This window comes from Rhizobium sp. rho-13.1, assembly GCF_007000305.1.
Lineage (GTDB): Bacteria > Pseudomonadota > Alphaproteobacteria > Rhizobiales > Rhizobiaceae > Rhizobium > Rhizobium rhododendri.
Genome location: NZ_SCFL01000002.1, coordinates 165,526 through 189,426 on the forward strand (window position 1 = coordinate 165,526; position 23,901 = coordinate 189,426).

The window sequence follows — 23,901 nt, forward strand, 5'->3', positions numbered from 1 at the left end:
CACCATGGAAGACGATCGGCGGAGTGGGATTTGGCGTGGAGAATGACAATCCTGCTTGCGACTGGATCGTGGAAGACGTCCAGTCCTTCATCGCAGGTACGCTGTCGGTTACAAACAAAGCATTCATAGATCGCGGTACTCTTTATTCGCCTGCATCAGGCTCGGGATAACGAAAACACATGGCAGCTCGATGTCAGTTGGCATCAGACGAACCTCCTCAGGATAGTCTTGCGGAACGGGATCTCGATAAATCGGCAGGTGAGCCAGCCCAGGATCACGGCAGCGACGATCGCCGCCAGGAAGCATAGCCAGCTTGCAACGGGCATTGTCGGATCGATGCCCAGGACTAGCGGTGCCAGTTTCATCCACAAGCTGATCCCCACGATGCTGACCAGGGCGTGCGTCATATACAAGCTGTAGGAAATCTTGCCCAGAAACAGGGCAGGTCGGTTTGTGAACACAAGCGCGGACCCCGGAGATTGCAGGACGGCGAGGACGAGAACCGGCGCCAGCAGCACTGAAAACGAGGCGATGGACGGAACGCTCAAGATAACGAGAAGCGCGGCGATGACTGCCCAGACGGTCCATCGGGCGGACAAAAAGTGACTATAGGAGAGATTGAGGCGAAACAGCGCCATCCCGGCAACAAATAGCGGCAGCACGCGCAGCAGGACCACGGGCGAGTTGGTCGGATACTGATCGGTGTGCATGTCGATGTTGTAGAGCGCGAACGCGCCGAGGCAGCAGAGCGTCAAGATCACCACGGAAAAACGCGCGCTCCACCGGCTGGCAAGAACCGCCACGAACGGAAAGATCACATAGGCATGCCATTCGGCACTGATCGACCAGGACGGAAAATTCCATGTCCGATGATCGATCCAGGGACCATGCAGCATGAAAAATGCCGCGAGCGCGGAATTCCATGAGTAGCGCCCATCGATCGAGGTGAAATCCGGTTTGGCGTGAATGAACGGCAGCAGCGCCAGTACCAGGATGCCCATGGCAAACAGGTGCACGGGATAGAGGCGCGCGATGCGGGCCGCAAAGAAGTCGCGAAAGTCCGCCCAGCGCACTTTATCTGAGAATGCCGTTCCATAGACGTACATCATCACAAAGCCGCTCATGATGAAGAACACGTCTACCGAAAACCAGGCCTGCGACAGGATCGGCAGATAAGCCGTCAGGGTGCTCGCGACCTGCGCGAACGGATCCTGCAGGTGATACACCACGACGAAAAGTGCGAGGATGCCGCGAAGGCCATCCAGTTGCTCCAGTCGTGCACGGCGCTGCTTCGGCGCGTTTCCACCGCGAACGTCGGTCGCTGGCGCCGCGTCTGCATTGGCTACGGCTATCGCTGCTGCTTGCGAGGTCATGCAGAAAATCCTCCTGTCAGAGGATTAGTAAAGCAAGCGGCGTGCCGTGTGCGGATACGGGAGACTTTATCGCTCAAGCGGCGTTCTCCTCGGCTGTCGCGGCGAACTCGGGCGTCGCCTTGTCCTCGACCAGGAAGGCTGCCAGCCACATCGCTCCCGCAAGGCAGGCGTGACTTGCAAGGAACGCCATCACCAGGCCGGGAACGCCGGCAATGTTCACCCCGAGTGCCATTAACAGTCCGAAACCGAAAGTGGCGCAGAGCGAGATGAAGGCGCGAATGCCCTGCTTTCCCGCACCGGTGAGCGCGTCGGCCGGCGGATATTGCAAGGCGATCAGCGGCAGGGCCAGCCCGAGCATCGCAGAGATATTCGCCATGCTGGCAAAGTCCTTGCCGAGCGCAAAGGGCGCAAGGTAGCCGGCGGCAGCGACTGCGATGCTGGAGGCAATGCCCACTCCGAAGAGCATGGGCGTAATCTTCAGCGCATAGCTGCGGCTCGCAGCAAGTCCGCTTTTGCCGTGAACGAAGAAATTGGGATAGGTGATGCGGGTGACCACCTGGAGGGGGAACAGCCCGAGCGCCAGCACGCGCGAGGCGGCGCCGTAGATCCCGACGCTGGCCGCATCGGCGAAACGGCCGAGAATGATGCGGTCGAAGTTTCCCTGCGATGCACGGGCCGCCTGGTTGACGCAGAATGCGCCGCCGGCCTTCCACTCCTGTCGCTTCAGCATGAAATCCGGGCGCCCGTAGAGCTTCACCACGAGCGCGATGTAGACAAGCGAAGTCACTGCGCATTGTGCAAACGCGACTTCTATCCAGCCGCCTAGATCGGTCAGCCCCAGAAGGCCGAAATAAACGAGTGCAAGCAGCATCCGCACGGAGGCTGTGGTCAGCCGTATCCAGCCCGCCCTTACGGTATGGCGATGCGCAACCATGATCAGCTCGACGGACGCGGCAATTCTGTTGAGCGCCACTTCGCCGACAATGATTGCCAGCACATGCCAAATCTCGATCTGCGTCTGCATGAAGCTGACAGCAACGACCACACCGGCGGCAACGACGACTGGGAACGTGGCTGCAGCAAGAAGCAGGAGGTTGCCGAAATAGGACGAGAATTTCTGAGGTTCGCGCGACACCGCCCGAACCAGCAGGTCGGCGCCGCCGAAGCCGACGAGTTCGACGCTGACGACCGTGACGGCAAGGATCGCCGTGTAGGAGCCGAAAGCCTCGACGCCCAGACCGCGTGCCGTCACCGCAAAGGCCACTAGCTGCACGGCAAGTGCCGACACCGTCGGCATCAGGGCGCCAACGAAGGTCATCAGTTTGAAGCGGCTCTCGAGATGACGGACAAACGTCATCAGTCGTTTCAGCATGCCTTCCCGGCTCCTTGCTTGGTCCTAAAACAGGCGGGCGTGTCAGCCCGTCCTCGCTGCATCAGCGGCAAACCCTGCCGCTGTCTTCCGGTTTCTGGGTGTCAGACGACTTGGCTTCGTCGGGCTTCGGCCTAGCATATTCTACAAAGACATCACCGAAATGTGCATTGTAGCGACCGCGAACCTTGTCGTATTCCAGCATCCAGCCCAGCATTCGAGATTCAGGCTCGCGCTGCAGGAGAGGATAGAGAACCAGCCGCGCTGTCAGCCCGAGTGTCTTCGCCAGGCTTTTGCGCCCGCCGCCACCGAGGCTCTCCCAGCGGACGGCATGGTTGCCGACGCGAAAACGTCGCTGCCGCATCCAGGCGATGGAAGCGCGAGATTGCGGCACTTCCTCATAGACGAAGGCTTCTTCCGACCATGCCATCTTCATGCCGGCAAAGAACAGGCCACGGAAGAACACCGTGTCGCCGCCGCCCGAAAGTCCGAATTCCTCATCGAAAAGCGGCCTCGGGATGGCCGCTACAGCTTGCAGGTCGATCAGGAAGTTGCAGGTGCAGAACACGAACGGCTTGCCGTTCAGGAACTGCTTATCCACTGACCAGTAGCGGGAATATTTGCGCAGATGGGCTGCGTTGTCCGGGAATACCGGGCGCACCGGACCGCCGACCACGGCAGCGCCCTCGGACGCTTGTGCCTTCAGCATTTCGCTGAGCCACTCCGGCGACGGCCATTCGTCGTCGTCGATCATCGCGACGAACCGCAGGTTCAGCTTTTCGGCTTCGTCGAAAACGGCATTGCGAGCTGCCGAAATGCCTGGATGTGTCTCGATCCTGTAGTGGACCTTCAGTCCCGATTGCGCGGAAAATGCGGCAACGCTCGCAGCAACAGCGGGATCCTGCCCGTCATTGTCGGCGATGATGATCTGCGGCGGCGACGACAGTGCCTTGGCGCTGATGGCAATGTGATCGAGAAGCCTCATCAGCGATGGCAGGCGCTTATAGGTGCACAGGCCAACCGCCAGACCCTCGCGGGGCCCCTTCGTACTCACATGTGTGTCAGGTGTCGTCACGGTCTCTCCTTGACGTTAAGTGTATCGCGCGGTGCTTCCGCCGAGCAGGCCGACGGCCCGTCCCGCATAATGCGCCGTTGAAAGCATTCCCTGTGCGACCGCGTTCCGGTCACGGCGAAATCCGGCGCCGATCGTTCGCAGCAACGAAGAAGCAAAGCCCTTGAACGCTGTGGTGTATGTCTTGCGCGGCCCGTCGTAGAACCGATCGATCTGCGACATGTAGATCCCGGTCGTATAATATCGCGAGAGCACGCTGCCATGCGACAGCCTGTTTTCAGGTGTCGGCTCGAAGACGACCGCCTCGTCGCACCAGGCGATCCGGCCGCCGCTCTGCCTTACCCTGCGGAACAAATCGTAGTCCTCGCCCCCGGACGCACTGTATTCGTTGCGAAACAGAGGTGCCGGTGCAAGCGTCAGTAATTTTCGCGAGATCAGCAGGTTTTGTGTTGTGTTCAGTGAATCCACCAGGCCGGTCTTCCAGCGCCGACGCCGGGCAAAAATGCTGTTGCGGGCGAGAATGTTTGCGCCCTCGGGCAGCACTCCCTCGACCGGCCCGCCGGTGAGATGGGCATCAAAGGTTTCGCCGCACGCGACGATACGAGCCAGCCAGCCTTCGGACACGTAGCCGTCATCGTCGAGCATCGCCAGCCAGCGCCAATCCGGCACAAGATCGGTCACCGCGCTCACCAGCCCGTTGCGCACCGGAGCCAGCCCACGCTCCGGAATTGGGACATAAAAACAACGCGGAAAATCCGCCGCAAAGGCAGTGACAACTGCCTTCGTATCGTCGGAACATCCGTTGTCCGCTACAACCAGCCATACGCTCTGGTTAATTTCGTTAACCAAACTCGACAGAAGTTTTTGCAGCAGTTCCGGCCGCTTAAAAGTGGGAATGCCGATCACAATATCAGCCATCTAGTGCAATCTCGTTTGTCAAGGTTGTCGTCCTAGCCTGGGTCCAGTCTATAGTGCAATGCAGCATTAGGCTATGGCAAATCGGTAAATTTTCCTCTACAGTCCGCTTCTAAGTGCGGGTCTTTGGCCGGTTATTCAATGAATATGCTATTATTATCAATAGCATATCTCTCGGTGCAGGCCTGTCGAAGATGTCGATGCGTAAGCCCTCGGAACACCACCTGAGAAACCAAGCGGGATGGGAATTTAGATGGTTCGAAGTGTTTTGGTTGCTATTCCGACGCTGAACGAAGCTGCTCATATAGAGGCTGTCCTGGATCAGCTTTACGTCGATCTTCCCGACTGCAATATACAATTTGTAATTGCAGATGGCGGAAGCACGGATGGCACGGTGGAGGTCGTTCGACGCCTCGAAAAGCAGCGTGATCATCTTTCGCTCGTTCACAATCCGCAGCGTCTCCAGAGCGCCGGCGTGAACCTCGTCGTGCGCCAGTTTGGACAGGATAAGGACGTGTTGGTTCGTTGCGATGCACATGCGTCTTACCCGAGGGGCTTTCTCCGCTCACTGGTCAATAGCCTGCAAGGGGTCGAAGCAGACTCCGTCGTCGTGCCGATGGATTCAGTCGGAAACGGCTGCCTGCAGCGCGCCGTTGCCTGGGTTTCGGACTCGCCGATAGGCTCAGGTGGATCTGCGCACCGGGGCGGTCGCCAGAGCCGTTTCGTCGATCACGGCCATCATGCCGCTATGCTGATGGAAAGTTTTCGCCGCGCAGGCGGATATGAAGAGACGTTCACCCACAACGAGGACGCGGAATTCGATTGCAGGCTGCGCGCGCTCGGCGGCAAGATCTATCTCGATACCGATATCCGCATCGAGTACCAGCCGCGAGCAACATTCGCCAAACTTGCCAGGCAGTATTTCAATTACGGCAAGGGTCGCTCCCGCACTGTTCGCCGTCACCCGACATCGTTCAAGATCCGCCAGTTCGCCGTTCCGGCTTTCATGAGTGCCTGCGCTGCGGCAATCGTTCTGAGCCCGCTGTTTCCACTGCTGCTGATGGTGCCGGCCTTCTATGTCTTCGTACTGGCGGTGACCTCGGTTGCCATCGCCTTCAACAAGCGATCTGCCTGCGGCCTGCTGGCCGGGCCCGCCGCTTTTACAATGCATGCCTCATGGGCACTTGGCTTCATCACCGGGATCCTGACGCTGCGGGAAACCCAGTGGCAGCCGGACAAGGCCTATCGTGGGCTGGGAGAAGCTGTTTGAATTCCGTGACGGAAAAAACGCCCGTGCGGGCCTTGCTGATCGACCCCTCGCTGTTCACGCCGGCCTACGACGCCGGATTGACGCGGGGTCTGCGCGCTGTCGGTGTCGCGCCCTATTGGGCAGCGCGGCCGTTGCGCAAGGGGGAGCAATCCGAGATCACCGTCGCCGATATCGGCATTACATTCTATCGCGGCGTCGAAGCTATCCCCGCGAAATGGAACAAGCTGCGCGGTCTGGCCAAAGGCCTGTCGCACATCGTCGATCTGGTTCGCTTGGTAACCCATGTCCACCGTCGCCGCCCGGCGGTCATGCACGTGCAATGGGCCGTCCTGCCTTTGTTCGATGCCTTGGCGATGCGCCTTGTGCGCCGTGTTTGCCCGGTCATCATGACCGTCCACGACACGGTACCATTCAATGGCGAGAAAATCTCCTTTCTGCAGAACTCTGGCTTCGATATGCCGATTGCTGCTGCGGACCACGTCATCGTCCACACTCGCGGCGCTCGCCAGAACCTGATTGCGCGCGGCATTGCCGAAGGTAAGGTCTCTATCGTCCCGCATGGCCCGCTGACGCTCAATGTCGAACCTGCTCCTCTTGCGCCGGGTGCAATCCGCGATCCGCGCTGGACGTTCGTTATGTTCGGGCAGATCAAGCCCTACAAGGGCCTGGATGTGTTGGTCGAGGCGCTCGGTCAATTGCCGCCGACCCTCCGTCAGCGTGCCCGCGTGGTCATTGCCGGCGCCGCTCATATGGACATGGCGCCGATCAGCCAGCGTATTGCGGCCCTCGGTCTGGAGGATGTCGTCGAATTGCGCCTTGGCCGGCTGGACGAAACCCAGATGGCGTCGCTTTTCGAGGAGGCCGACAGCTTCCTCTTTCCCTACCGACAGATCGATGCCAGCGGTGTCTACTTTCTGCTAAAGCCGACCGGCAAATGGATGATCGCATCCGACGTCGGTATCTTTGCCGAAGACATGCAGGAGGCCAACGGCGCGCTGGTGCCACCGGCGGATGCCAATGCGCTTGCGGCAGCCCTTGCCGATGCCATCGAACGCCGTCCCGAGATCAGGATTACCGCCGGCGGCGATTGGACCAGCATCGGCGAGCGCACCTTGGAAATTTATCACGAGGCGATGCGCCAGCGCGGCGCCGTCGTGGCTGGCCTGCCTTCGCCAGCCCGTTCCTCCCTCTAGTCCCAGAAGGGTTCTTCCCACTTGCAGCAGCCCCAGAAGAAGCAAATCCAGGAAATTCAGGTGCTTCGCCTCGTGGCGTCGATGATGGTGCTGATCAGCCATCTCCAGCACGAAGTGATGGATCAGTCATTTGTCGATACGGCAAACTTCAAGCCATTCGATCCGGTCTTCTGGGCCGGCGGTGTCGACCTGTTCTTCATCATCAGCGGCTTCATTATGTACCACCTGTCGCGCAACAGCTTCGGAAAGCCGGGCGCGCCGCTTCAGTTCATCCTGCGCCGCATCGTCCGTGTCGCGCCGCCCTATTGGTTCTTCACCATCGCCATGCTCTGCGCCATGGTGGTGTTTGCAAGCTCGATCCGCTACGGCAGCCCGTCTCTCGAACAGATCGTCGGCTCGTTCCTCTTCATTCCGTTGCCTGATCCTTACGGCCACTTCTATCCGGTCCTGATCCTCGGCTGGACGCTGAATTTCGAGATGCTGTTCTATGTCGTCTTCGCGATAGGCCTTTTCTTCAGCAAGGGCTGGGGCATGACCTGGGTCATCGCGGCGCTCCTGGTACTCGGCGGCTTGCCGTATTTTCACGTTGTCCAAACGCCACCGTTTGCTTTCTGGGCCAATCCTATCGTCTTCGAGTTCTTGTTCGGCATCGCGCTGGCGCATCTGCGCGACCGCGGCGTCCGCCTCGGCGCGTTGGCCGGCTGGTCGCTGTTCGTCGCCGGCATGCTGCTGATGGTGGTCTTCAAGTCGACAGGCCTGACCGAACTCGGCGGTCTCTGGCGGCCGCTCTGGATGGGGCTTCCCGCCTTCGTCGCCTGCGCCGGACCTGCCTTGCTCGATGAAAAGCTCGACAACGCCCTGAAGCCGCTGATGCGCGTTCTGGTGTTTGGCGGCAATGCATCCTTCGCGCTTTACCTGTCGCATCCATTCTCGATCAACCTGGTGGCGCTTGTTGCACCGCGCATCGGCATCCACAGCCCCTGGCTTTACATCTTCGTCGCCGGTGGCTTTGCTATGTTCGTGGCGGCCTTCGTCTACCTGTTGCTCGAACGGCCAATGACCGGCTGGCTGCACCGGCGCTTCTGGGGGCCGAAGGCGCTCAAGAGTTTCGACGTTCCGGCGGTGGGTCCAAGATGACGTGCGCTCGCTATCTTCATACGGCCACGACCCACACGCTATCGGGAGCCATCCATGACTAACGCCAAGGTCGCCATCATCACGCCGTCCTATCGCAACGATTTCGAGAACGCCGTCGACCTCTGCCGGAGCATCGATACTTTCTGCCAGTTCGACTTCGAGCACCTGGTCATCGTGCCCCAAAGCGACATGAAGCTGTTCGCCTCGCTGCAAGGGCCGCGTCGCCGGGTCATGGCGCGCGAAAGCATCCTGCGGCCACACGGGTTCATCAGGCTTCCCGTGCCGACTATCATCAAGCTGCCATTCGGCAAGACGCTGCGCCTCCGCGAGCAGTATTATCTGCCCGGCGTCGGACGGATAAGCGGTTGGCTGGTGCAGCAGATCGTCAAGCTCTGCGCGGGCGATCTTACCAAGGCCGACGTCTTCATCTTTGCCGACAGCGATGTCTTCCTGGTACGCCCGTTCTCGCTCGAAGCGCTGCAAAGCGGTGGCCAGCTCATCCTGCAGCAGCATGTGAGGGGTCGCGATCTCGATACGCACCGGCTCTGGAGAAAGACGGCGCACGAGCTTCTCGGCGTCGGCAAGCCCCGGGAGACCGAGCATTTCAACTATATCGGCCAGCTGATCCCCTGGGATCGCGCTACCCTCGATGGGCTCATTAGACGCATCCAGTCGGCAAAGGGCCCGGACTGGCAGCGCGCCATCGCCAAGGCCAAGACCGTCTCGGAATACATTCTCTACGGCGAATACGTCGTCGAGATCGCCGCCGTCGCCGAACCGCGCCCGATCAAGGACATGAAGCTCGCAAACTCCGTCTGGTCGCCGGATGCCGTGATCGACGTCGAGGCGATCATTGCGGCCATGGAGCCGGAAAATATTGCCGTCCACATCCAATCGACGAACCCGCTGCCCATCGCGGAAAGACGTGCAGCCATCGCGACAATCAGCGGCCGGGTCCTGGATCCGCAAGTTGCCTAGTTTCAAGGAAACAGCATGAACCGATCCCGCAAGATTCTCGCCATGCTCATCTCGCGCTTGCCTCACAAGGCTTTGCGCGCGGGAGCATACCGTATGCTGATGGGTTACAGCCTGGGCCGGGGGGCAAGCATCGGCTTCGGCGTGATCATCGCTGTCGACCGCTTTTCTTGCGGACCCGATGTCATCATTCGCCGCGGCACAAGCTTCGTGGGCCCCATTTCGGTGACGCTTGGCGAAGGCACGTTTATCGGCCGGTGGAACCGCTTCGAATGCGGTGACGCCGCTGCCGATCCGCGCCAGGCGCATATGGGCTATGCCCGCAGCTTCGAGACCGGGCGCGATTGCCTGATCAACGAAAGCCACCTGTTCGATATTCTTGGCAGCATCTCCATCGGCGACGGCACCTGGGTCGCAGGCTTTGCCTCGCAATTCCTGACGCACGGCGCGGGCACGATGAACCGTGACATCGTCATCGGCGAAAAGAGTTTCCTCGGCACCGCCGTACGCTTCGCCCCAGGCAGCGGTGTGGCCGACCGGGTGATCGTCGGCATGGGTGCGGTGGTCACGAAAAGACTTCCGGAGAGCGACGTCATTGTCGGCGGCTTGCCGGCCAAGGTGCTGCGCGTGCGCAGCGATGCCGATGTCTATTCATTCGAGCGGACGTGGTGAGGGTAAGCGCTCGATCGTGAGATCGGGCCCTGGGCAACGTCAAGGAACGAGTGCGGAATGAGCAATGTGAAATATCGCGGCGATATCGATGGCCTGCGTGCCGTCGCTGTCTTGTCGGTGATCCTCTACCATTTTCAGTCAGGTATTTTTCGCGGCGGTTTTGTCGGGGTCGATGTATTCTTCGTCATCTCCGGCTATCTGATCACCAGCATCATCAGCCGCGAGATGCTGGCCGGCCAGTTCTCCTTCATCAAATTCTATGAGCGGCGCGTACGGCGCATCTTTCCTGCGCTTGCCTTCATGCTGGTGGCGTCGGCCGTCGCCGCCTTCGTGCTGCTTTACCCGTCGGAACTGATCGACTACTCGAAAAGCATCATTTCGACGCTGACCTTCACTTCCAACTTCTACTTCTACGGTTTTCGCGGCTATTTCCTCAGCGATGTCGAGACCAAGCCGCTGCTGCACACCTGGTCGCTGGCTGTCGAAGAGCAATATTACATTTTCTTTCCGCTGCTCCTGCTCGGCCTCTATCGCTTCCTGCCGCGTTTCGTCACTGCAGCTATCGCCGTCATGGCTGTCCTTTCCTTCGGCCTCGCGCTCTGGCTGATGCACACGCAGCAGCCAGCGGCCTTCTATTTCTCTCCGCCGCGATTTTGGGAGATGCTGGCCGGTTCGCTGCTGGCGCTGGCAAAGATCCCCGTCTTTCCGCAGCGCATCCTGCGCGAGGGTGCCGGCGCGGCGGGTCTGTTTCTGATCCTTGCCGCCGGTCTCCTCTACAAGCCGACGACGGCCTTTCCGGGCATGACAGCCCTTGCTCCGGTGCTCGGGGCGACGCTGGTCATCTATTCCGGCTCCGGTCCGGCAACCCTTGTCAGCCGGCTCCTGTCGCTCAGGCCGATCGTCTTCATCGGCCTGCTCTCCTATTCGCTCTATCTCTGGCACTGGCCGGTTGCCGTCTTCTATCATCTGTTTGTCGAGAGGCCGCTCGAGCCTAAGGACATTGTCATCGTCGCGCCAATTACGGCGGTTCTTTCCTATGTGTCCTGGCGTTTCGTCGAGCAGCCTGCCCGTGATCGTGTTGCCGTGCCGCCAAGGCGGCTGTGGATCGCGAATTTCGCGATTTCGGCGCTCGGTATCGTCTTCGGCCTCTGGTGCATCGTGGCGTCCGGCCTGCCGCTGCGCTTTTCGCCCGAGGTCGACCGGCTGGCGACCTACCTGCAATATGATGACCGTGCTGCCTACCGCCGTGGTACCTGTTTCCTCGATGGCGAATTGCAGACGCCGGCCGATTACGACACGCAGTCCTGCCTTCGCTTTTCGGACACAAAGCCGAATTACGTTCTGATCGGTGACAGCCACGGTGCCCACTGGTGGAGCGGTCTCAGCAAGACGATGACCGACGTCAATCTGATGCAAGCGACGTCGTCGGGCTGCAAGCCGCTGATCTCGGGCAACGGGCTTAAAAATTGTCGCGCCTTTATGGAAGGTATCTATGACACGCTCGGCAAACAGCATCCTCAGGCCGTGATCATCTCGGCACGCTGGGTGGCAACCGACCTGCCGGACCTGCTTGCGACCATAGATCGGCTCAAGTCTTTCGGCAGCCGGGTCTACGTTCTCGGGCCGATCCCGGAATACAAGATCGGACTGGCGCGCCTTCTGACCACGCAGGCGCTCTGGGGATCGGCAGACCTTGCCCAGGAGAGGCGGGTGCCCGCCATGAAGACTATCGACGAACAGTTCGCCACTGCTCTGAAGACAACAGGTGCGACCTACGTTTCGATTTATGACCTGCTCTGCCCGCCCGGCACAGCCACATGTCAGACGACCACCGACTCCGGCGTGCCGATGCAGTGGGACTATGGCCATCTGACTGCGTCGGGATCCGTTGTCCTTGCCCGCCGTGTTGCACCGGAATTGATGCCTCACTGAAGTCGAAAATCATCGAGGATTACCCCATGAGCCACAGCCCTCTGAAAGCTTTCGCCACCGGTCTGCTCTTCGTCTCTTTTGGCGCCCAGGCCTGGGCCGCGGAGGAGACGATAACTTTGCCCGTTTCCTCAAAGCCGGCGACCGCGACATGCCAGCCGGCGACCGCCACCGGCGACGTGCCGGACGTGCACCTCACCCGCACCTTCTTCGACAATTTCGACAAGCTGGACCTTTCCGACAAGAAATGGACGCCGCACTACGATGGCGACTACAGCTGGATGACAAAGCGCACGTTGCAGGGCAACAAGGAGCAGGAAATCTACGTCGATCCGGGCTACAAGGGGCAGGGACAGAAGCCGGTCGGTATCAATCCCTTCAAGATCAAGGACGGCGTGCTCTCGATCATAGGCGACCGTACCCCCGATCAGTTCAAGCAGGCGCTCTACAATTACCAGTTCACTTCGGGTGTGCTGACGACCCGCCAGTCGTTCTCCCAGACCTACGGCTATTTCGAAATGCGCGCCAAGATCCCGGCTGGCAAGGGGCTCTGGCCGGCCTTCTGGCTGCTGCCGACCGACAAGAACAAATGGCCGCCTGAGCTGGATATTCTCGAGGTTGTCGGCCAGCAGTCCGACAAGATGGTGATGACCGCCCACTGGAAGGCCGGCGGTACCGGCGCCTATCAGCATTCCGGCTGCCGTGTGCCTTTTGCGCAGGCGACCACGGGTTTCCATACCTTCGGTGTGCTCTGGCAGCCGGATCGCCTGACCTGGTATATCGATCGCAAGCCCGTACAGGTCCTGACAACACCACCCGGCTATGACATACCGATGTACATGATCGTCAACCTGGCAATCGGCGGCAAGATGGTCGGTGTGGCGGATGCGGAAACGCCGCTGCCTGCCGCCTTCCAGATCGACAAGATTGCTGCCTACCAGATCGACGGGTTGCCACACCCGGGAGCAAGTAAATGACGCAGGCCTACATGGCTGAAGACGTCTACACACCGGTCTCGATGAAAGAGCGCGACTTGCCCGTGCTGGTAAGGCTCGGGCTGGTCGTGCTGCTCGTTCTCTGCCTGATCCAGTTCTCCGGTGCCTGGTACTGGGGCGGGGTGGATCTGACGCAGGAAGACCTGGAGGGCGTCCAGCCCTTCGGCGTGCCCTTCCGCTATGGTGTCTGGTTGTCGATCAGCATCGCCATCTTCTATTATTTCACCTCCCATTCCTACAAAGCTGTCGGCACGGCACTGATGCCGTTCCTGCCTTTTGTCGGTATGGGGATGATCTCCGGCATCCAGGGCTACTCGTTCATCAACTCGTTTCGCATCGAGATCTTCTGGCTGTTGATGGCGCTCAGCGGCACCATTATCGGCCTGCTCTTGCCTGCCAACCTCATGGCCCGGGTGATGTCACTCTATCTGACCGTAATCCTCATCCTGTCGATCGTGCTGGTCATCGCTGTCCCGAAAGCCGGCACGGAGGTCTACGGCGGCGCCAGCGTCTGGAAGGGAGCGTTCCAGCAGAAGAACTATCTCGGCGCCCTTGCCATGTGGGCCGCCGTCTTCGCCTTTTTCTTCTCGAAGGCCGTCGGCCGCTGGAAAAGCCTGCTGTTGTTTCTGGTTGCCGCCATCTGCCTAGTCGGCTCGGACTCGAAGGGGTCGCTTGCCGTCGCCTTTGCCGCCATCGGTTACTATGTGCTGCTGATGTCCATGTCGAGGTCGCGGCTGTCGCCCTTTATCGGATCGGCGGCGCTGATCGGCACGGTCCTGCTGCTGGCGGTGGGCGTCTATTTCCTTTGGGTCCCGATTACCGGCGCATTCGGTCGCGATGCCACGCTGACGGGACGAACGGATATCTGGATGGCCTATCTCGCCCGCGTGGTAGACCACTGGTTCCTGGGGCAAGGTCCCGGGGCCTTTACCTCCGTGTCTCCGGTGACGGAAGACCTGTTCTACCAACTGGCCGCGCTTGGCTCCATTCGCCAGCCGCATAACATTTTCATCGCAGTAGTCGGCGACGGCGGCGTGGTCGGGCTGTTTCTGTTCGTGTCCGCGCTCTTTTACGTAGCTTTCGTCCTGCCGTTCCAGAAAAGGACCTTCGAGGCGCGGCTCTGCGCAATCGGCGCCTTTCTCATCATCGTCGGCGGCATGGTGGAGGGCCGTGTCGGATACAATGCCAGCCTCGACAGCTTCTTCCTCTCGCTGCTGCTTGCCGCCAGGGTCCGGGCAGAGCGTGCAGTATTGCGGCGCCAGCGGCAATCCCAGGTCGCGACCGACGAGGATGCCCTGCTGGCGCCGTAAGTCTCAGGACGGCCCGGGAATTAACCCCGACGCCGGCGCAGCTGGTCGAAATAGACGATCAGGATGATCAGGAAACCGGTGATGACGCGCTGCCAGAAGGAATTCAGGTTGAGCAGGTTGGCACCGTTGTTGATGGTGGCGAGGATGAAGGCGCCGATCAGGGGGCCGTAGGCCGTGCCCACGGCTCCAAACAGGCTTGTGCCGCCGATAACGCTCGAGGCAATGGCCTGCAGCTCCCAACCGTCGGCCTGGGTGGCATTGCCGATAGCGATACGCGAGGCAAGCAGAATGCCCACGAAGGCTGCAAAAGTGCCCGAGAGGATATAGGCAAGGTAGATCATGCCCCTGACATTGACGCCCGAAAGGCGCGCCGCCTCCGGGTTGGAGCCGACGGCAAAGAGATAGCGGCCCCAGCGGCTGAGGTGCAGGAAGACGAAGGCCGGCACAGCCATGATGATAACCATCCAGAACAGGCTCGGCACGCCGAGGAAATCCGCGCGGGCAAAGTTGCTGAAGGCTTCATTGGTGATGTTGATCGAAGAGCCGTTGGTGATGAGCAGGCCTATGCCGCGCAGCGAAGTGAGCGTCGCCAGCGTGATAATGAATGGCGGCAAGCCCATGCGGACGATCCCGAAGCCGTGGAAGGCGCCGATCGCCGTGCCGAACAGCAGCGTGATGATGATCGACACCCAGACCGGAAAACCAGCCTGCAACAACCAGGCGATGATGACCCCGGCGAAGCCGACGATGGCGCCGACCGAGAGATCGATGCCGGAGGTGATGATCACGAATGTCTGGCCGAGTGCCAGGATTGCGGTCATCGAGCCCTGACGCAGCAGGTTGCTGATATTCAGCGACGTCCAGAAGCTGTCGGTCGCAAAGGCCAGCACCAGCCAGAGGAAAAACAGCAATCCGATCAGCGTCAGGCTGAAGAGCATGTTCATCCGCTTGCGGGGGACGGGCGCTACGGTTTCTGTAGGAGTAACTGTCATCGAATTCTTCCCTTAATCTTTATGTCTCACGCGCCGATGGCTTCGCCGAGGACTTCCTCGTGCGATGCGGCATGGAAATCATGGCTTGCCACCAGTTGGCCGCTACGGAAGACGTGCAGCCTGTCTGCCAGCTCGTAGACTTCCGGCAGGTATGAGGAAATCAGGATGATGCCCGCTCCCTGCTTCAGAAGCGTTGCGAACAGCCGGTAGATTTCCGCTTTGGTGCCGACATCGACGCCGACGGTCGGTTCGTCGAAGATGAACAGCTTGGCGCCGTGGCTCAGCCATTTGCCGATCACCACTTTTTGCTGGTTGCCGCCCGACATGCTGGCGGCGGGCACGCGCCGGGTAGGCGTCTTGATGCTGAGGTCGCGGATCTGCTTGTCGGCATTGGCAGCCTCCTTGCTGCGGTTGATGACAGGCCCCATGCTCAGGCGCTGGAATACCGGCAGGTTGATGTTGAGGCCAATCGGCAGATTGAGGCACAGGCCCTGGTCGCGCCGGCTCTCTGGGGCAAGCGCAATGCCGAGCGCCATGGCGCTCCGCTCGTTCTTGATGTCGACCTTGCTGCCCTTCCAGTGGATTTCACCGGCAGTTGTCTTCTCGCGGCCATAGAGGCCGAGTACGAATTCACTGCGGCCAGCGCCGATCAGCCCGTAGAGGCCGACGATCTGGCCCTCCTTGACTGTCAGCGAAACATCCTTGAAGCCCGGCCCGGATAGGCCACGAACGTCGAGGATCGTCTCGCCGATCGGGATTTCTTCCTTGTGGTAGATCTGCTCGATGGAGCGGTTGATCATCATGGTGATCAGCTCTTCGTCGTTCGTCTCGCCGATAAGGCGCGTGCCGACGTGGGTCCCGTCGCGCAGTACCGATACGCGGTCGGCCAGCTCGAACACCTCTTCCATGCGATGGCTGATATAGACGATGGTGACGCCCTCGGCCTGCAAGCGGCGGATGAGCTTGAAAAGCTGGGCCGATTCCTGCCGCGTCAGATAGGCGGTAGGTTCGTCGAAGATCAGGAATTGCGTACCACGCATCGCCGCACGCGCCGTGGCAACGAGTTGCTGCTGGCCGATCGTCAGTGAATTCAGCGGCGCTGCGGCGGGCAGTCCGAAGCCGAGGTCGTTCAGCACCGTCTGCGCCATTGTCTCCATCTGCTTCTTGCGCATCACGCCGAAGCGGCTGACTTCGTCGCCCAGAAACAGGTTGGCTGCGACCGAAAGGTGCTGGCACAGCACGACTTCCTGATGCACGGCATTGATGCCGCGCTCGATCGCCTCGTTCGGCGTCGCCAGCGCGACCGGATGTCCGCACCACACGATTTCGCCCGACGTCCTGCCGATGACGCCGGTCAGAAGCTTGATGAGGGTCGATTTGCCGGCGCCGTTTTCCCCGACGATGGCGTGGATTTCGCCGGCGAGGAATGTCAGTGTCGCGGGCTTCAGGGCCTGTACCGAGCCGTAATTCTTTTGAAGCGCCTTCAGTTCGAGAATGGGTGATCCCGGCGGAACACGGTTTGCTTCCTTGAGGGCGGCGTTGTCATCGTGGCGATGACTGACCTCTTCCAATCCGGCCATGGTCCTATCCTCTCCACTGCATCAAACGCCTTTCAAAGGCGCTTTTCGCATTTCTTCAAAGTCGGTTTGTCTTTGGGTGGAAAGGCCGCGCGGGTGTCCGCGCGGCCTCCGGTGATGGCTGTTACTTCAGCTTCGGGTTCAGGAGCGCATCGATCTTCGGATCGCTCATGTTTGCCTTGGTGACGAGGTTGGCACCTGTGTCGACCGTAGCGGGGACCTTTTCACCCTTGGAGACGGCGAGTGCGGTCTTGATGCCGTCATAGCCCATCCGGTAGGGGTCCTGAACCACGAGGCCTGCAATGGCGCCGTCCTTGAGGAAGCCGATCGTCTTGTCGTCGCTGTCGAAGCCGATGACCTTGACCTTTTCGCCGAGCTTGTTTTCAGCGATTGCCTGGCCGACGCCCTGCGCCATGATCAGGTTGGAGGCGAAGACGCCAACGATCTTCGGGTTAGACGTGATCAGGTCGGTCATGATGTTGAGACCAGTGGTCGCCTGACCGTCGGCATACTTGTCAGCAACAACCTTGAGGCCCGGATACTTGGTCTTGATTTCATCCAGGAAGCCGGCGCGGCGCTGCTCGAGGGAGCCGGCACCAGGTGTGTTGGTGATGATGACGACATCGCCTTCTTCCTTGCCGGTCATGCCTTTGATGGCAGCGGCAAGACCGTCGGCAGCAATGCGTCCGCCCTGGGTGTTGTCTGTCGTCAGGAACGACTTGAACGCCTTGGAGTCGGCACCGGAATCGATACCGATGATCGGAACCGCCTTGGCGGCTTCATCGACAGGCTTGCCGAGCGCCTTGGATTCGGTTGGCGAGATCACGATTGCAGCGGGTTTCCCGGCAACGGCATTTTCCAGGATGCTGATCTGGCCGTTGACGTCTGTTTCAGCCTGGGCACCGAGTTCCGGCACCTTGACGCCGAGATCCTTGCCGGCCTTGCGGGCGCCGGCGAGCACGATCTGCCAGTAGAAGGACGTAGTGTCCTTGACGATGATCGGGATCGTCACTTCGGCTGCAAAGGACGTGACAGGTATCGCTGTGGCAAGGACGGCAGCGCCGGCAAGGGCGGCAAATGCACGGCGGGAAAGAATGGATTTCATGATGTGAGTTCTCCTCTCAGGTGCGTTCTCCTCCAGATAAATCGCGCCGCTGAACGCATGCGGACGACCTTTTTCGGTAGTCTCGTGATTGTTTGACGCGAAAGGGAGCCCGCGTCCGGCGTGTCCGCCAATGGTGGCTCGAACTGTTTTGAAAAACGGACGGCGTCCGTACCTTTTCCTCCCTCTCCAAGGCCGTCTCCCCACGGCCAGTTGTCTCAACGAAACATAAATTCCACGAAGGTGTCAAGATGGAATATATGTTCCAAATAGTCGTTGTGGCGCTTTCGGCCCGGTAATCTGTGCAGCGCTACACCCGCACACCATCTTCTCCCAGCGGCGGTGCCACCAGCACGTAGGGCTCGAATTGCGGATAGATGCTCTCCGGAACCGGCTGCGCGAAGTTTTCCATATTGCGATGCAGGCTTGCAGCCTTTCCCGTGCCGATCAGCACCGACGCAACGAGCTGATCTTGCAGCGGAAACTGCAGCGCCGGTGCCGCCAGGGGAACACCGCTTTTCGAGGCTATGGCTTCCATCGCTGCGACCTTTTCGATCACTTCTTCCGTCGCCGGCATATAGTCGAAATTTGCACCGGGAACCGGCCCCGTTGCCAGGATGCCGGAGTTGAACACTCCGCCGATGACAAGCGAGGTCTGCGCTGTCCGGCAGAGCGGCATCAGTTCCGCTACTGCCGAGCGATCAAGCAGCGTGTAGCGTCCGGCCAGAAGAATGCAGTCGAGCGGGGCGGCGCGCATGACGTCGAGGCAGACCGGAACTTCGTTGACGCCGAGACCGTAGGCGGAGATGGCACCTGAAGATTTCAGCTGCTCCAGCGCCTTCAGTCCGGAGCCGAGCAACTGTCCGAGATGATGTTCGTTTGCGGCCCGCCCGTGGGTGTAGGCACCGATATCGTGGACGTAGAGGATGTCCATATGGTTGAGGCCGAGGCGTGCATAGCTGAAGTCGACCGAACGCATGATGCCGTCGTAGGAATAGTCGTAGTCAGCATCGAAGGAGAGCGGGTCGACATAGCTGTAGTCGGGGACCGTCCCGGTCGGCACCGGCCGGAGTAATCGGCCGACCTTGGTCGACAATACGTAGCTGCCATCCGGCTTGTCGCGCAGGAAATCCCCGACATAGCGCTCGGCAAGGCCGAGGCCATACCACGGTGCGACGTCGAAGTAGCGGATGCCGCTATCCCATGCCGCCTGCAATGTCTCCATAGCCTGATCGCGTGGGCAGGCGCGGTACAGACCGCCGAGCGCCGCGGCACCGAAACTGATTTCGGTGACTTCGAGCGCCGTCCTGCCGATTTTCCTCCTGTTCATCATCTCTCCTCAGACGATTGCAGATCTTCAGTCTTAAAGCGTCGCACCCAAATGCCAAGGCACAAACTCGTTGTCGCCATAGCCGAAGGCTTCGCTCTTGGTTTTCTTGCCCGATGCCGTTTCGATGATCAGCTCGAAGATCTCGCGGCCCTTGGCCTCGATGGTCGTCTCGCCGGTGGCAATCGTGCCGCAGTCGATATCCATGTCCTCTTCCATCGCCTTGTAGAGCGCGGAGTTGCTGGACAGTTTGAATGACGGAGCAGGTCGCGATCCGAAGCAGCTGCCACGTCCAGTGGTAAACGCGATCATGTTGGCGCCACCGGCAACCTGTCCGGTTGCCGATACGGGGTCGTAACCGGGCGTATCCATGAACACCAAGCCGCGTCCGGTGACCCGTTCGGCATAGCCATACACGTCTGTTAGCGGTGACCGGCCACCCTTGGCGACGGCGCCAAGCGACTTTTCGAGGATAGTCGTCAGGCCGCCGCGCTTGTTGCCGGGCGACGGATTGTTATCGAGCGATGCGCCGTGCAAGGCGACATACTTTTCCCACCATGTGATCTTGGCATCGAGCTTGGCAGCGACCTCTTCGCTCACCGCCCGGCTGCGCAGCAGGTGTTCTGCGCCGTAGATTTCCGAGGTTTCCGACAGAATGGCGGTGCCGCCGGCAGCAGCTAGGATATCTGCCGCAGCCCCCAGTGCAGGATTGGCGGTGATGCCGGAAAAGCCGTCCGAGCCGCCGCACTGCAGGCCGATGATGATCTCGCTGACGGAGATCGGCTCGCGGCGAGCGGTGCCCACTTCCTCGCAGATTTCCTTGAGCACGCCCATGGCAAGATTGACGGCACGGCGCGAACCACCGGCATCCTGAATGTTGAAATGACGCTTGCTGGCACCGGCACCGCTCTGACCGTAGAGCGTCAGCTGATTGACCTCGCATCCAAGCCCGATCATCAGCACGCCACCGAAATTGACGTGACGCGCGTAGCCGGCCAGTGTCCGGTGCAGGATATGCATGCCATCGCCGGTCGAGCTCATTCCGCAGCCCTGATCGTGGACGATCGGTACGAACCCGTCGATACCATCATAGTGCGGCAGCAGCGTCCGGTTTGCCTCTTCTGCGATGGCTCGGCAAACCGTGGTGGAACAGTTCACGCTGGCAAGGATGCCGATATAGTTTCTCGTTGCCGCTCGTCCGTCGGCGCGGCGGTAGCCTTGGAACGTCCGGGCCTTTTCAGCCTCGGTTGCCGGCTCCGGCGCCGCTGCTGCCGTCACGGAAAGCCGGTCGTTCTCGAAATGGAGGTTATGGCTGTGCACATGATCGCCGGCCTTGATCTCTGCCGTCGTGCGGCCGATTGCCTGTCCGTACTTGACCACAGCTTCGCCCAAGCCAAGATCCTTCAGCGCGAATTTGTGGCCTGGGTCGATCTTTTCGCGCGTCGTCAGCAGTCCGCTAAACGCAGTTCCCGCTGCGATCGGTGCAGTCGCAACGGCGACATTGTCCCCGTTGGACAAGATGATCCAAGGCTGGTTGTTCAACTTCGTCTCCCTGTCCAAGCGCTTGCTGCATTGGCAATCGCGCATTGATTTTGTTTTTTATCTACAATAAACATTTTGAAGTCAACGGGGAATATGCCGCTGACGAGGGAGAATGCGCCAACAACAAGCGCTTGTGAAAAGGCGCGCTACACTGGCCAAGCAAGCTTTGCCGCCCTAAGAGGTGGCCGAGCTGCGCGGGGTCGTGCAGGCAGCAGGGGGTCGGCATGGCCAGACAAAATACGGTGTTCAAGGAAGCGTTCAATCGCTATGCGGCGACGCTTGTCCCGCATGCCGCGTTGCCGTCCGAGCCTGATATCGCGGCCCAGCTCGGCATCAGTCGCAGCACTGCGCGCGCAATTCTCCTGCGGCTGAGCGAGGTCGGTATCATCCAGTGGAACAAACGCGAGAAGACGGTTCTCCGGCCGCCTGTGGCAGCCGATCTGTTTCCCGAGCAGGAAACAAACTCGCTGCACGACATCATCGAGCGCAGCTTCATGCTGCGCATATTATCGGACGAAGCCCAGCCGGGCATGCAGATCAACGAGCTGGAACTCGCCCGCGAAATCGGCACAGGCACGACCAGCGTGCGCGAGTTCCTCATTCGCTTCTCGCGATTCGGCTTGATAGAGAAACGCCCCAACAGCCATTGGACGCTGAAGGGTTTTACGCGCGAGTTCGCGCTGGAACTGGCTGACGTCCGCGAAATGTTCGAGCTGCACTCGGCAGCGGAATTCGGGCGGCTGCCGGCCGATCATCCGGCCTGGGCAAGCCTTGCCGCCATCCGCAAGGAGCACGACGAGTTGCTTGCCGACTTTGACGAACGATATCGTGACTTTTCACAACTCGACGAGAAATTTCACCTGCTGATCCAGCGCGCCTCGAACAACCGTTTCATCGCCGATTTCTACGACGTCATCGCCATCGTCTTTCACTACCACTACCAGTGGAACAAGGCACAGGCCCGGGAACGGAATGCCAGGGCGATCGCCGAGCATCTGGCCTATATCGACGCCCTGCAATCGCGCGACATCGGTCGTATCGATGAGGCTTGCCGTCATCACCTGAGGTCTGCCCGGCAGACATTGCTGCAATCGATACCGCAGGCCCCGAGCGAGGAAGGAAACCCAAAGTGAAGACCCCCATAATGCAGTTCGGCACCAGCCGCTTTCTCCAGGCCCATGCCGATCTCTTCGTCAGCGAGGCGATGGAGAAAGGCGAAGCCCTCGGGCCCATTACCGTCGTGCAGACGACAGGTGCAAGCGAGCGCGCCGAGCGCCTCAAGGGGCTCGCCGTCGAAAGCGGCTTTCCTGTCCATATCCGTGGCATTGAAGAGGGCCGCCCGGTGGACCGCTTACAGCAGGTGACTAGCGTCAGGCGGGCACTCTCCGCATCTGCAGACTGGGCAGAGGTCGAGCGCGTGTTTGTCGAGGAAGTCCAACTGGTTATCTGCAACACCGCAGACCGGGGATACGATATTTCCCTCGAGCCCGCGACGCTCCCGGCGGATATGCCGGTGTCCTTCCCCGGAAAACTGACGGTTTTGCTGCATCGTCGGTTCGGGTCAGGGCGGGCAGGTCTGACAATCCTGCCTTGCGAGCTGATCAGCAGGAATGGCGAGGCGTTGCGAGCTATCGTGACCGGACTTGCCTCCCGCTGGTACGCGGACGACACCTTCAATGCGTGGCTCGCTACGGAAGTAATCTTCTGCAACACCCTGGTTGACCGCATCGTCTCCGAGTCGCTGTCACCGGCAGGCGCAGTTGCCGAGCCCTACGCTCTCTGGGCGATACAAAGGATGCCGGGGCAGGCCTTGCCCTGCGTCCATCCGGATATCGTCGTGGCTGATGACATCGAGCCTTACGAGAAACTCAAACTCTTCATCCTCAACCTCGGCCATACCTATCTCGCCAGTCGCTGGATCGAGCAGGGCCGCACGGAAGCGATGACCGTGCGCGAAATGCTTGGCGATCCGGAAACCCGAGGCGCCCTCCTGTCGCTCTACGAGACCGAAGTCGTTCCGGGTTTTGCGCGAAAGGAAATGGAGGTCGAGGCGGAGGCCTATGTGGTCGCGACATTGCAACGCTTCGACAATCCGTTTCTCGACCACAAGCTTTCCGACATCGCCCAGAACCATGTCGAAAAAATTCGCAGACGTTTCGAGGGTTTCGTGGAATGGTCGGGCATCCCCGCGCCGACATTGCAAGCCATTATCCGCTCTAACGCCGAAGCGTAGCTGCTTCCCGGAGTGTCCAGGGTAGCCGGCAACGGTTTCCTCTGGTCAAGGGCTTCGAACGGCGTGTATCACATCTGCTCCTGAAGCCGTCGGACAGATGCACCATGCGCCTTGCAAGCCTAGCCATGTACACCACGCCAGCCCCGGTTGCTGCTGCCAACGACGCACTATGGGTCTATCTCCGAAATCGGTTGCGCCAGCTAGGGCTCGATGGTGTCCCGGACGATCTGGACAGGCTTGTGGTCTACGATCAGGCCTGGCTGCGTCCAGACCTGCTGGTGGCGCAGACCTGCGGCTTCCCGTTCGTAACCAAGCTGCTTGGTCGTGTCCGCCTGCTCGCAACCCCCGTTTATGATCTGCCGGGCTGCAACGGACCTCTCAACCGCAGCAAGATCATCGTCGCCGGAACCAGTCCTGCCACGGGCCTGGAAGATCTGCGCGGATTGACTGCGGCCATCAACGAACCCGGCTCGAACTCCGGCAGCAACCTTTTTCGCGCAGCTATCGCACCGCTTGCGCGAGACGGCAGATTTTTCGGCTCCGTAATCGAGACCGGTGGCCACCTCGCCAGCATCGAAGCCGTCGCCTCCGGCAAGGCCGACGTGGCCGCTATCGACTGCGTCACCTTCGGCAACACGCTCCGCTTCGATCCGGATCGGCTTGCCAATGTACGCATCCTTGCCGAGACCCCGGAGGGCCCGGGCCTGCCTTTCATCACGTCGATCAGGACGACGGACGACGAGATAGCGGCAATTAGGCTCGTTCTGGATGAGGTTGCTTTGGCAACGGAACTCGTTGAAGTCAGGGAAGTCCTGTCGCTTCGACGTTTCGAGGTCCTGCCCGAAAGCGCCTACCAGCGTCTCGCCGAACTGGCACGCGATGCCGCGTCGCTAGGCTATCCCGTCATCGCCTGATCTC

20 protein-coding genes are annotated in these 23,901 nt (G+C 60.3%); 11 read left to right on the plus strand and 9 right to left on the minus strand.

Annotated elements, in window-relative coordinates:
- Positions 1-203 precede the first annotated feature (203 nt).
- The 4 genes from EQW76_RS07290 to EQW76_RS07305 form a co-directional block, all read right to left on the minus strand.
- Positions 204-1,373, minus strand: a complete 1,170-nt coding sequence (locus tag EQW76_RS07290) for an acyltransferase (RefSeq protein WP_142823765.1) — start codon at positions 1,371-1,373, stop codon at positions 204-206.
- Positions 1,374-1,446: 73 nt separating this feature from the next.
- Positions 1,447-2,745 carry a lipopolysaccharide biosynthesis protein gene (locus EQW76_RS07295; protein WP_142823766.1) on the minus strand — a complete coding sequence of 433 codons (1,299 nt, stop codon included), beginning with the start codon at positions 2,743-2,745 and terminating at the stop codon, positions 1,447-1,449.
- A gap of 61 nt (positions 2,746-2,806) precedes the next feature.
- On the minus strand, positions 2,807-3,817 hold the full coding sequence (locus EQW76_RS07300) for a glycosyltransferase (protein WP_142823767.1): 1,011 nt from the start codon (positions 3,815-3,817) through the stop codon (positions 2,807-2,809).
- 15 nt (positions 3,818-3,832) lie between these two features.
- Entirely contained in the window at positions 3,833-4,732 is a 900-nt protein-coding gene (locus tag EQW76_RS07305; protein WP_142823768.1) for a glycosyltransferase family 2 protein, read from the minus strand.
- Positions 4,733-4,982: 250 nt separating this feature from the next.
- Here EQW76_RS07305 and EQW76_RS07310 point away from each other — a divergent pair, with 250 nt between their 5' ends.
- The 8 genes from EQW76_RS07310 to EQW76_RS07345 are packed head-to-tail and all read left to right on the plus strand — an operon-like array spanning position 4,983 to position 14,210.
- Complete coding sequence (locus EQW76_RS07310) at positions 4,983-5,999, plus strand: glycosyltransferase family 2 protein (protein ID WP_142823769.1); 1,017 nt, start codon at positions 4,983-4,985, stop codon at positions 5,997-5,999.
- A gap of 5 nt (positions 6,000-6,004) precedes the next feature.
- On the plus strand, positions 6,005-7,192 hold the full coding sequence (locus tag EQW76_RS07315; RefSeq protein ID WP_224129199.1) for a glycosyltransferase: 1,188 nt from the start codon (positions 6,005-6,007) through the stop codon (positions 7,190-7,192).
- Positions 7,193-7,213: 21 nt separating this feature from the next.
- Entirely contained in the window at positions 7,214-8,329 is a 1,116-nt protein-coding gene (locus EQW76_RS07320) for an acyltransferase (RefSeq protein WP_203452797.1), read from the plus strand.
- 54 nt (positions 8,330-8,383) lie between these two features.
- Positions 8,384-9,307 (plus strand): DUF6492 family protein, encoded by a 924-nt coding sequence (locus EQW76_RS07325; RefSeq protein WP_142823772.1) that lies wholly within the window; start codon positions 8,384-8,386, stop codon positions 9,305-9,307.
- A 15-nt stretch (positions 9,308-9,322) separates the two neighbouring features.
- A complete protein-coding gene (locus tag EQW76_RS07330) occupies positions 9,323-9,976 on the plus strand; it encodes a hypothetical protein (RefSeq protein WP_142823773.1) in 654 nt (217 codons plus the stop codon).
- Positions 9,977-10,033: 57 nt separating this feature from the next.
- Positions 10,034-11,908, plus strand: a complete 1,875-nt coding sequence (locus EQW76_RS07335; protein WP_142823774.1) for an acyltransferase family protein — start codon at positions 10,034-10,036, stop codon at positions 11,906-11,908.
- Positions 11,909-11,934: 26 nt separating this feature from the next.
- On the plus strand, positions 11,935-12,882 hold the full coding sequence (locus EQW76_RS07340; protein WP_161990926.1) for a glycoside hydrolase family 16 protein: 948 nt from the start codon (positions 11,935-11,937) through the stop codon (positions 12,880-12,882).
- Positions 12,879-14,210, plus strand: coding sequence for an O-antigen ligase family protein (locus tag EQW76_RS07345; RefSeq protein WP_142823776.1), 1,332 nt, complete (start codon positions 12,879-12,881; stop codon positions 14,208-14,210). The genes EQW76_RS07340 and EQW76_RS07345 overlap by 4 nt, the downstream gene beginning before the upstream one ends.
- 20 nt (positions 14,211-14,230) lie before the next feature.
- On the opposite strand, the gene EQW76_RS07350 is transcribed toward EQW76_RS07345, so the two are convergent.
- From EQW76_RS07350 to EQW76_RS07370, 5 genes are all read right to left on the minus strand, one after another.
- Positions 14,231-15,202 carry an ABC transporter permease gene (locus tag EQW76_RS07350; protein WP_142823777.1) on the minus strand — a complete coding sequence of 324 codons (972 nt, stop codon included), beginning with the start codon at positions 15,200-15,202 and terminating at the stop codon, positions 14,231-14,233.
- Positions 15,203-15,228: 26 nt separating this feature from the next.
- Positions 15,229-16,782 (minus strand): sugar ABC transporter ATP-binding protein, encoded by a 1,554-nt coding sequence (locus tag EQW76_RS07355; protein ID WP_142823778.1) that lies wholly within the window; start codon positions 16,780-16,782, stop codon positions 15,229-15,231.
- A gap of 121 nt (positions 16,783-16,903) precedes the next feature.
- The gene (locus EQW76_RS07360; RefSeq protein WP_142823779.1) at positions 16,904-17,884 is read right to left on the minus strand and encodes an ABC transporter substrate-binding protein; all 981 of its coding nucleotides are present in this window, start codon (positions 17,882-17,884) and stop codon (positions 16,904-16,906) included.
- A 307-nt stretch (positions 17,885-18,191) separates the two neighbouring features.
- Complete coding sequence (locus tag EQW76_RS07365; RefSeq protein ID WP_142823780.1) at positions 18,192-19,211, minus strand: aldo/keto reductase; 1,020 nt, start codon at positions 19,209-19,211, stop codon at positions 18,192-18,194.
- A 33-nt stretch (positions 19,212-19,244) separates the two neighbouring features.
- Positions 19,245-20,750 (minus strand): altronate dehydratase family protein, encoded by a 1,506-nt coding sequence (locus EQW76_RS07370; protein ID WP_161990927.1) that lies wholly within the window; start codon positions 20,748-20,750, stop codon positions 19,245-19,247.
- Between the two features lie 224 nt (positions 20,751-20,974).
- Here EQW76_RS07370 and EQW76_RS07375 point away from each other — a divergent pair, with 224 nt between their 5' ends.
- From EQW76_RS07375 to EQW76_RS07385, 3 genes are all read left to right on the plus strand, one after another.
- Entirely contained in the window at positions 20,975-21,883 is a 909-nt protein-coding gene (locus EQW76_RS07375; protein WP_142823782.1) for a GntR family transcriptional regulator, read from the plus strand.
- Positions 21,880-22,983: a mannitol dehydrogenase family protein gene (locus EQW76_RS07380; RefSeq protein WP_142823783.1), complete on the plus strand. Its 1,104-nt coding sequence runs from the start codon at positions 21,880-21,882 to the stop codon at positions 22,981-22,983. The genes EQW76_RS07375 and EQW76_RS07380 overlap by 4 nt, the downstream gene beginning before the upstream one ends.
- Positions 22,984-23,087: 104 nt before the next feature.
- Entirely contained in the window at positions 23,088-23,897 is an 810-nt protein-coding gene (locus EQW76_RS07385; RefSeq protein ID WP_142823784.1) for a PhnD/SsuA/transferrin family substrate-binding protein, read from the plus strand.
- Positions 23,898-23,901 lie beyond the last annotated feature (4 nt).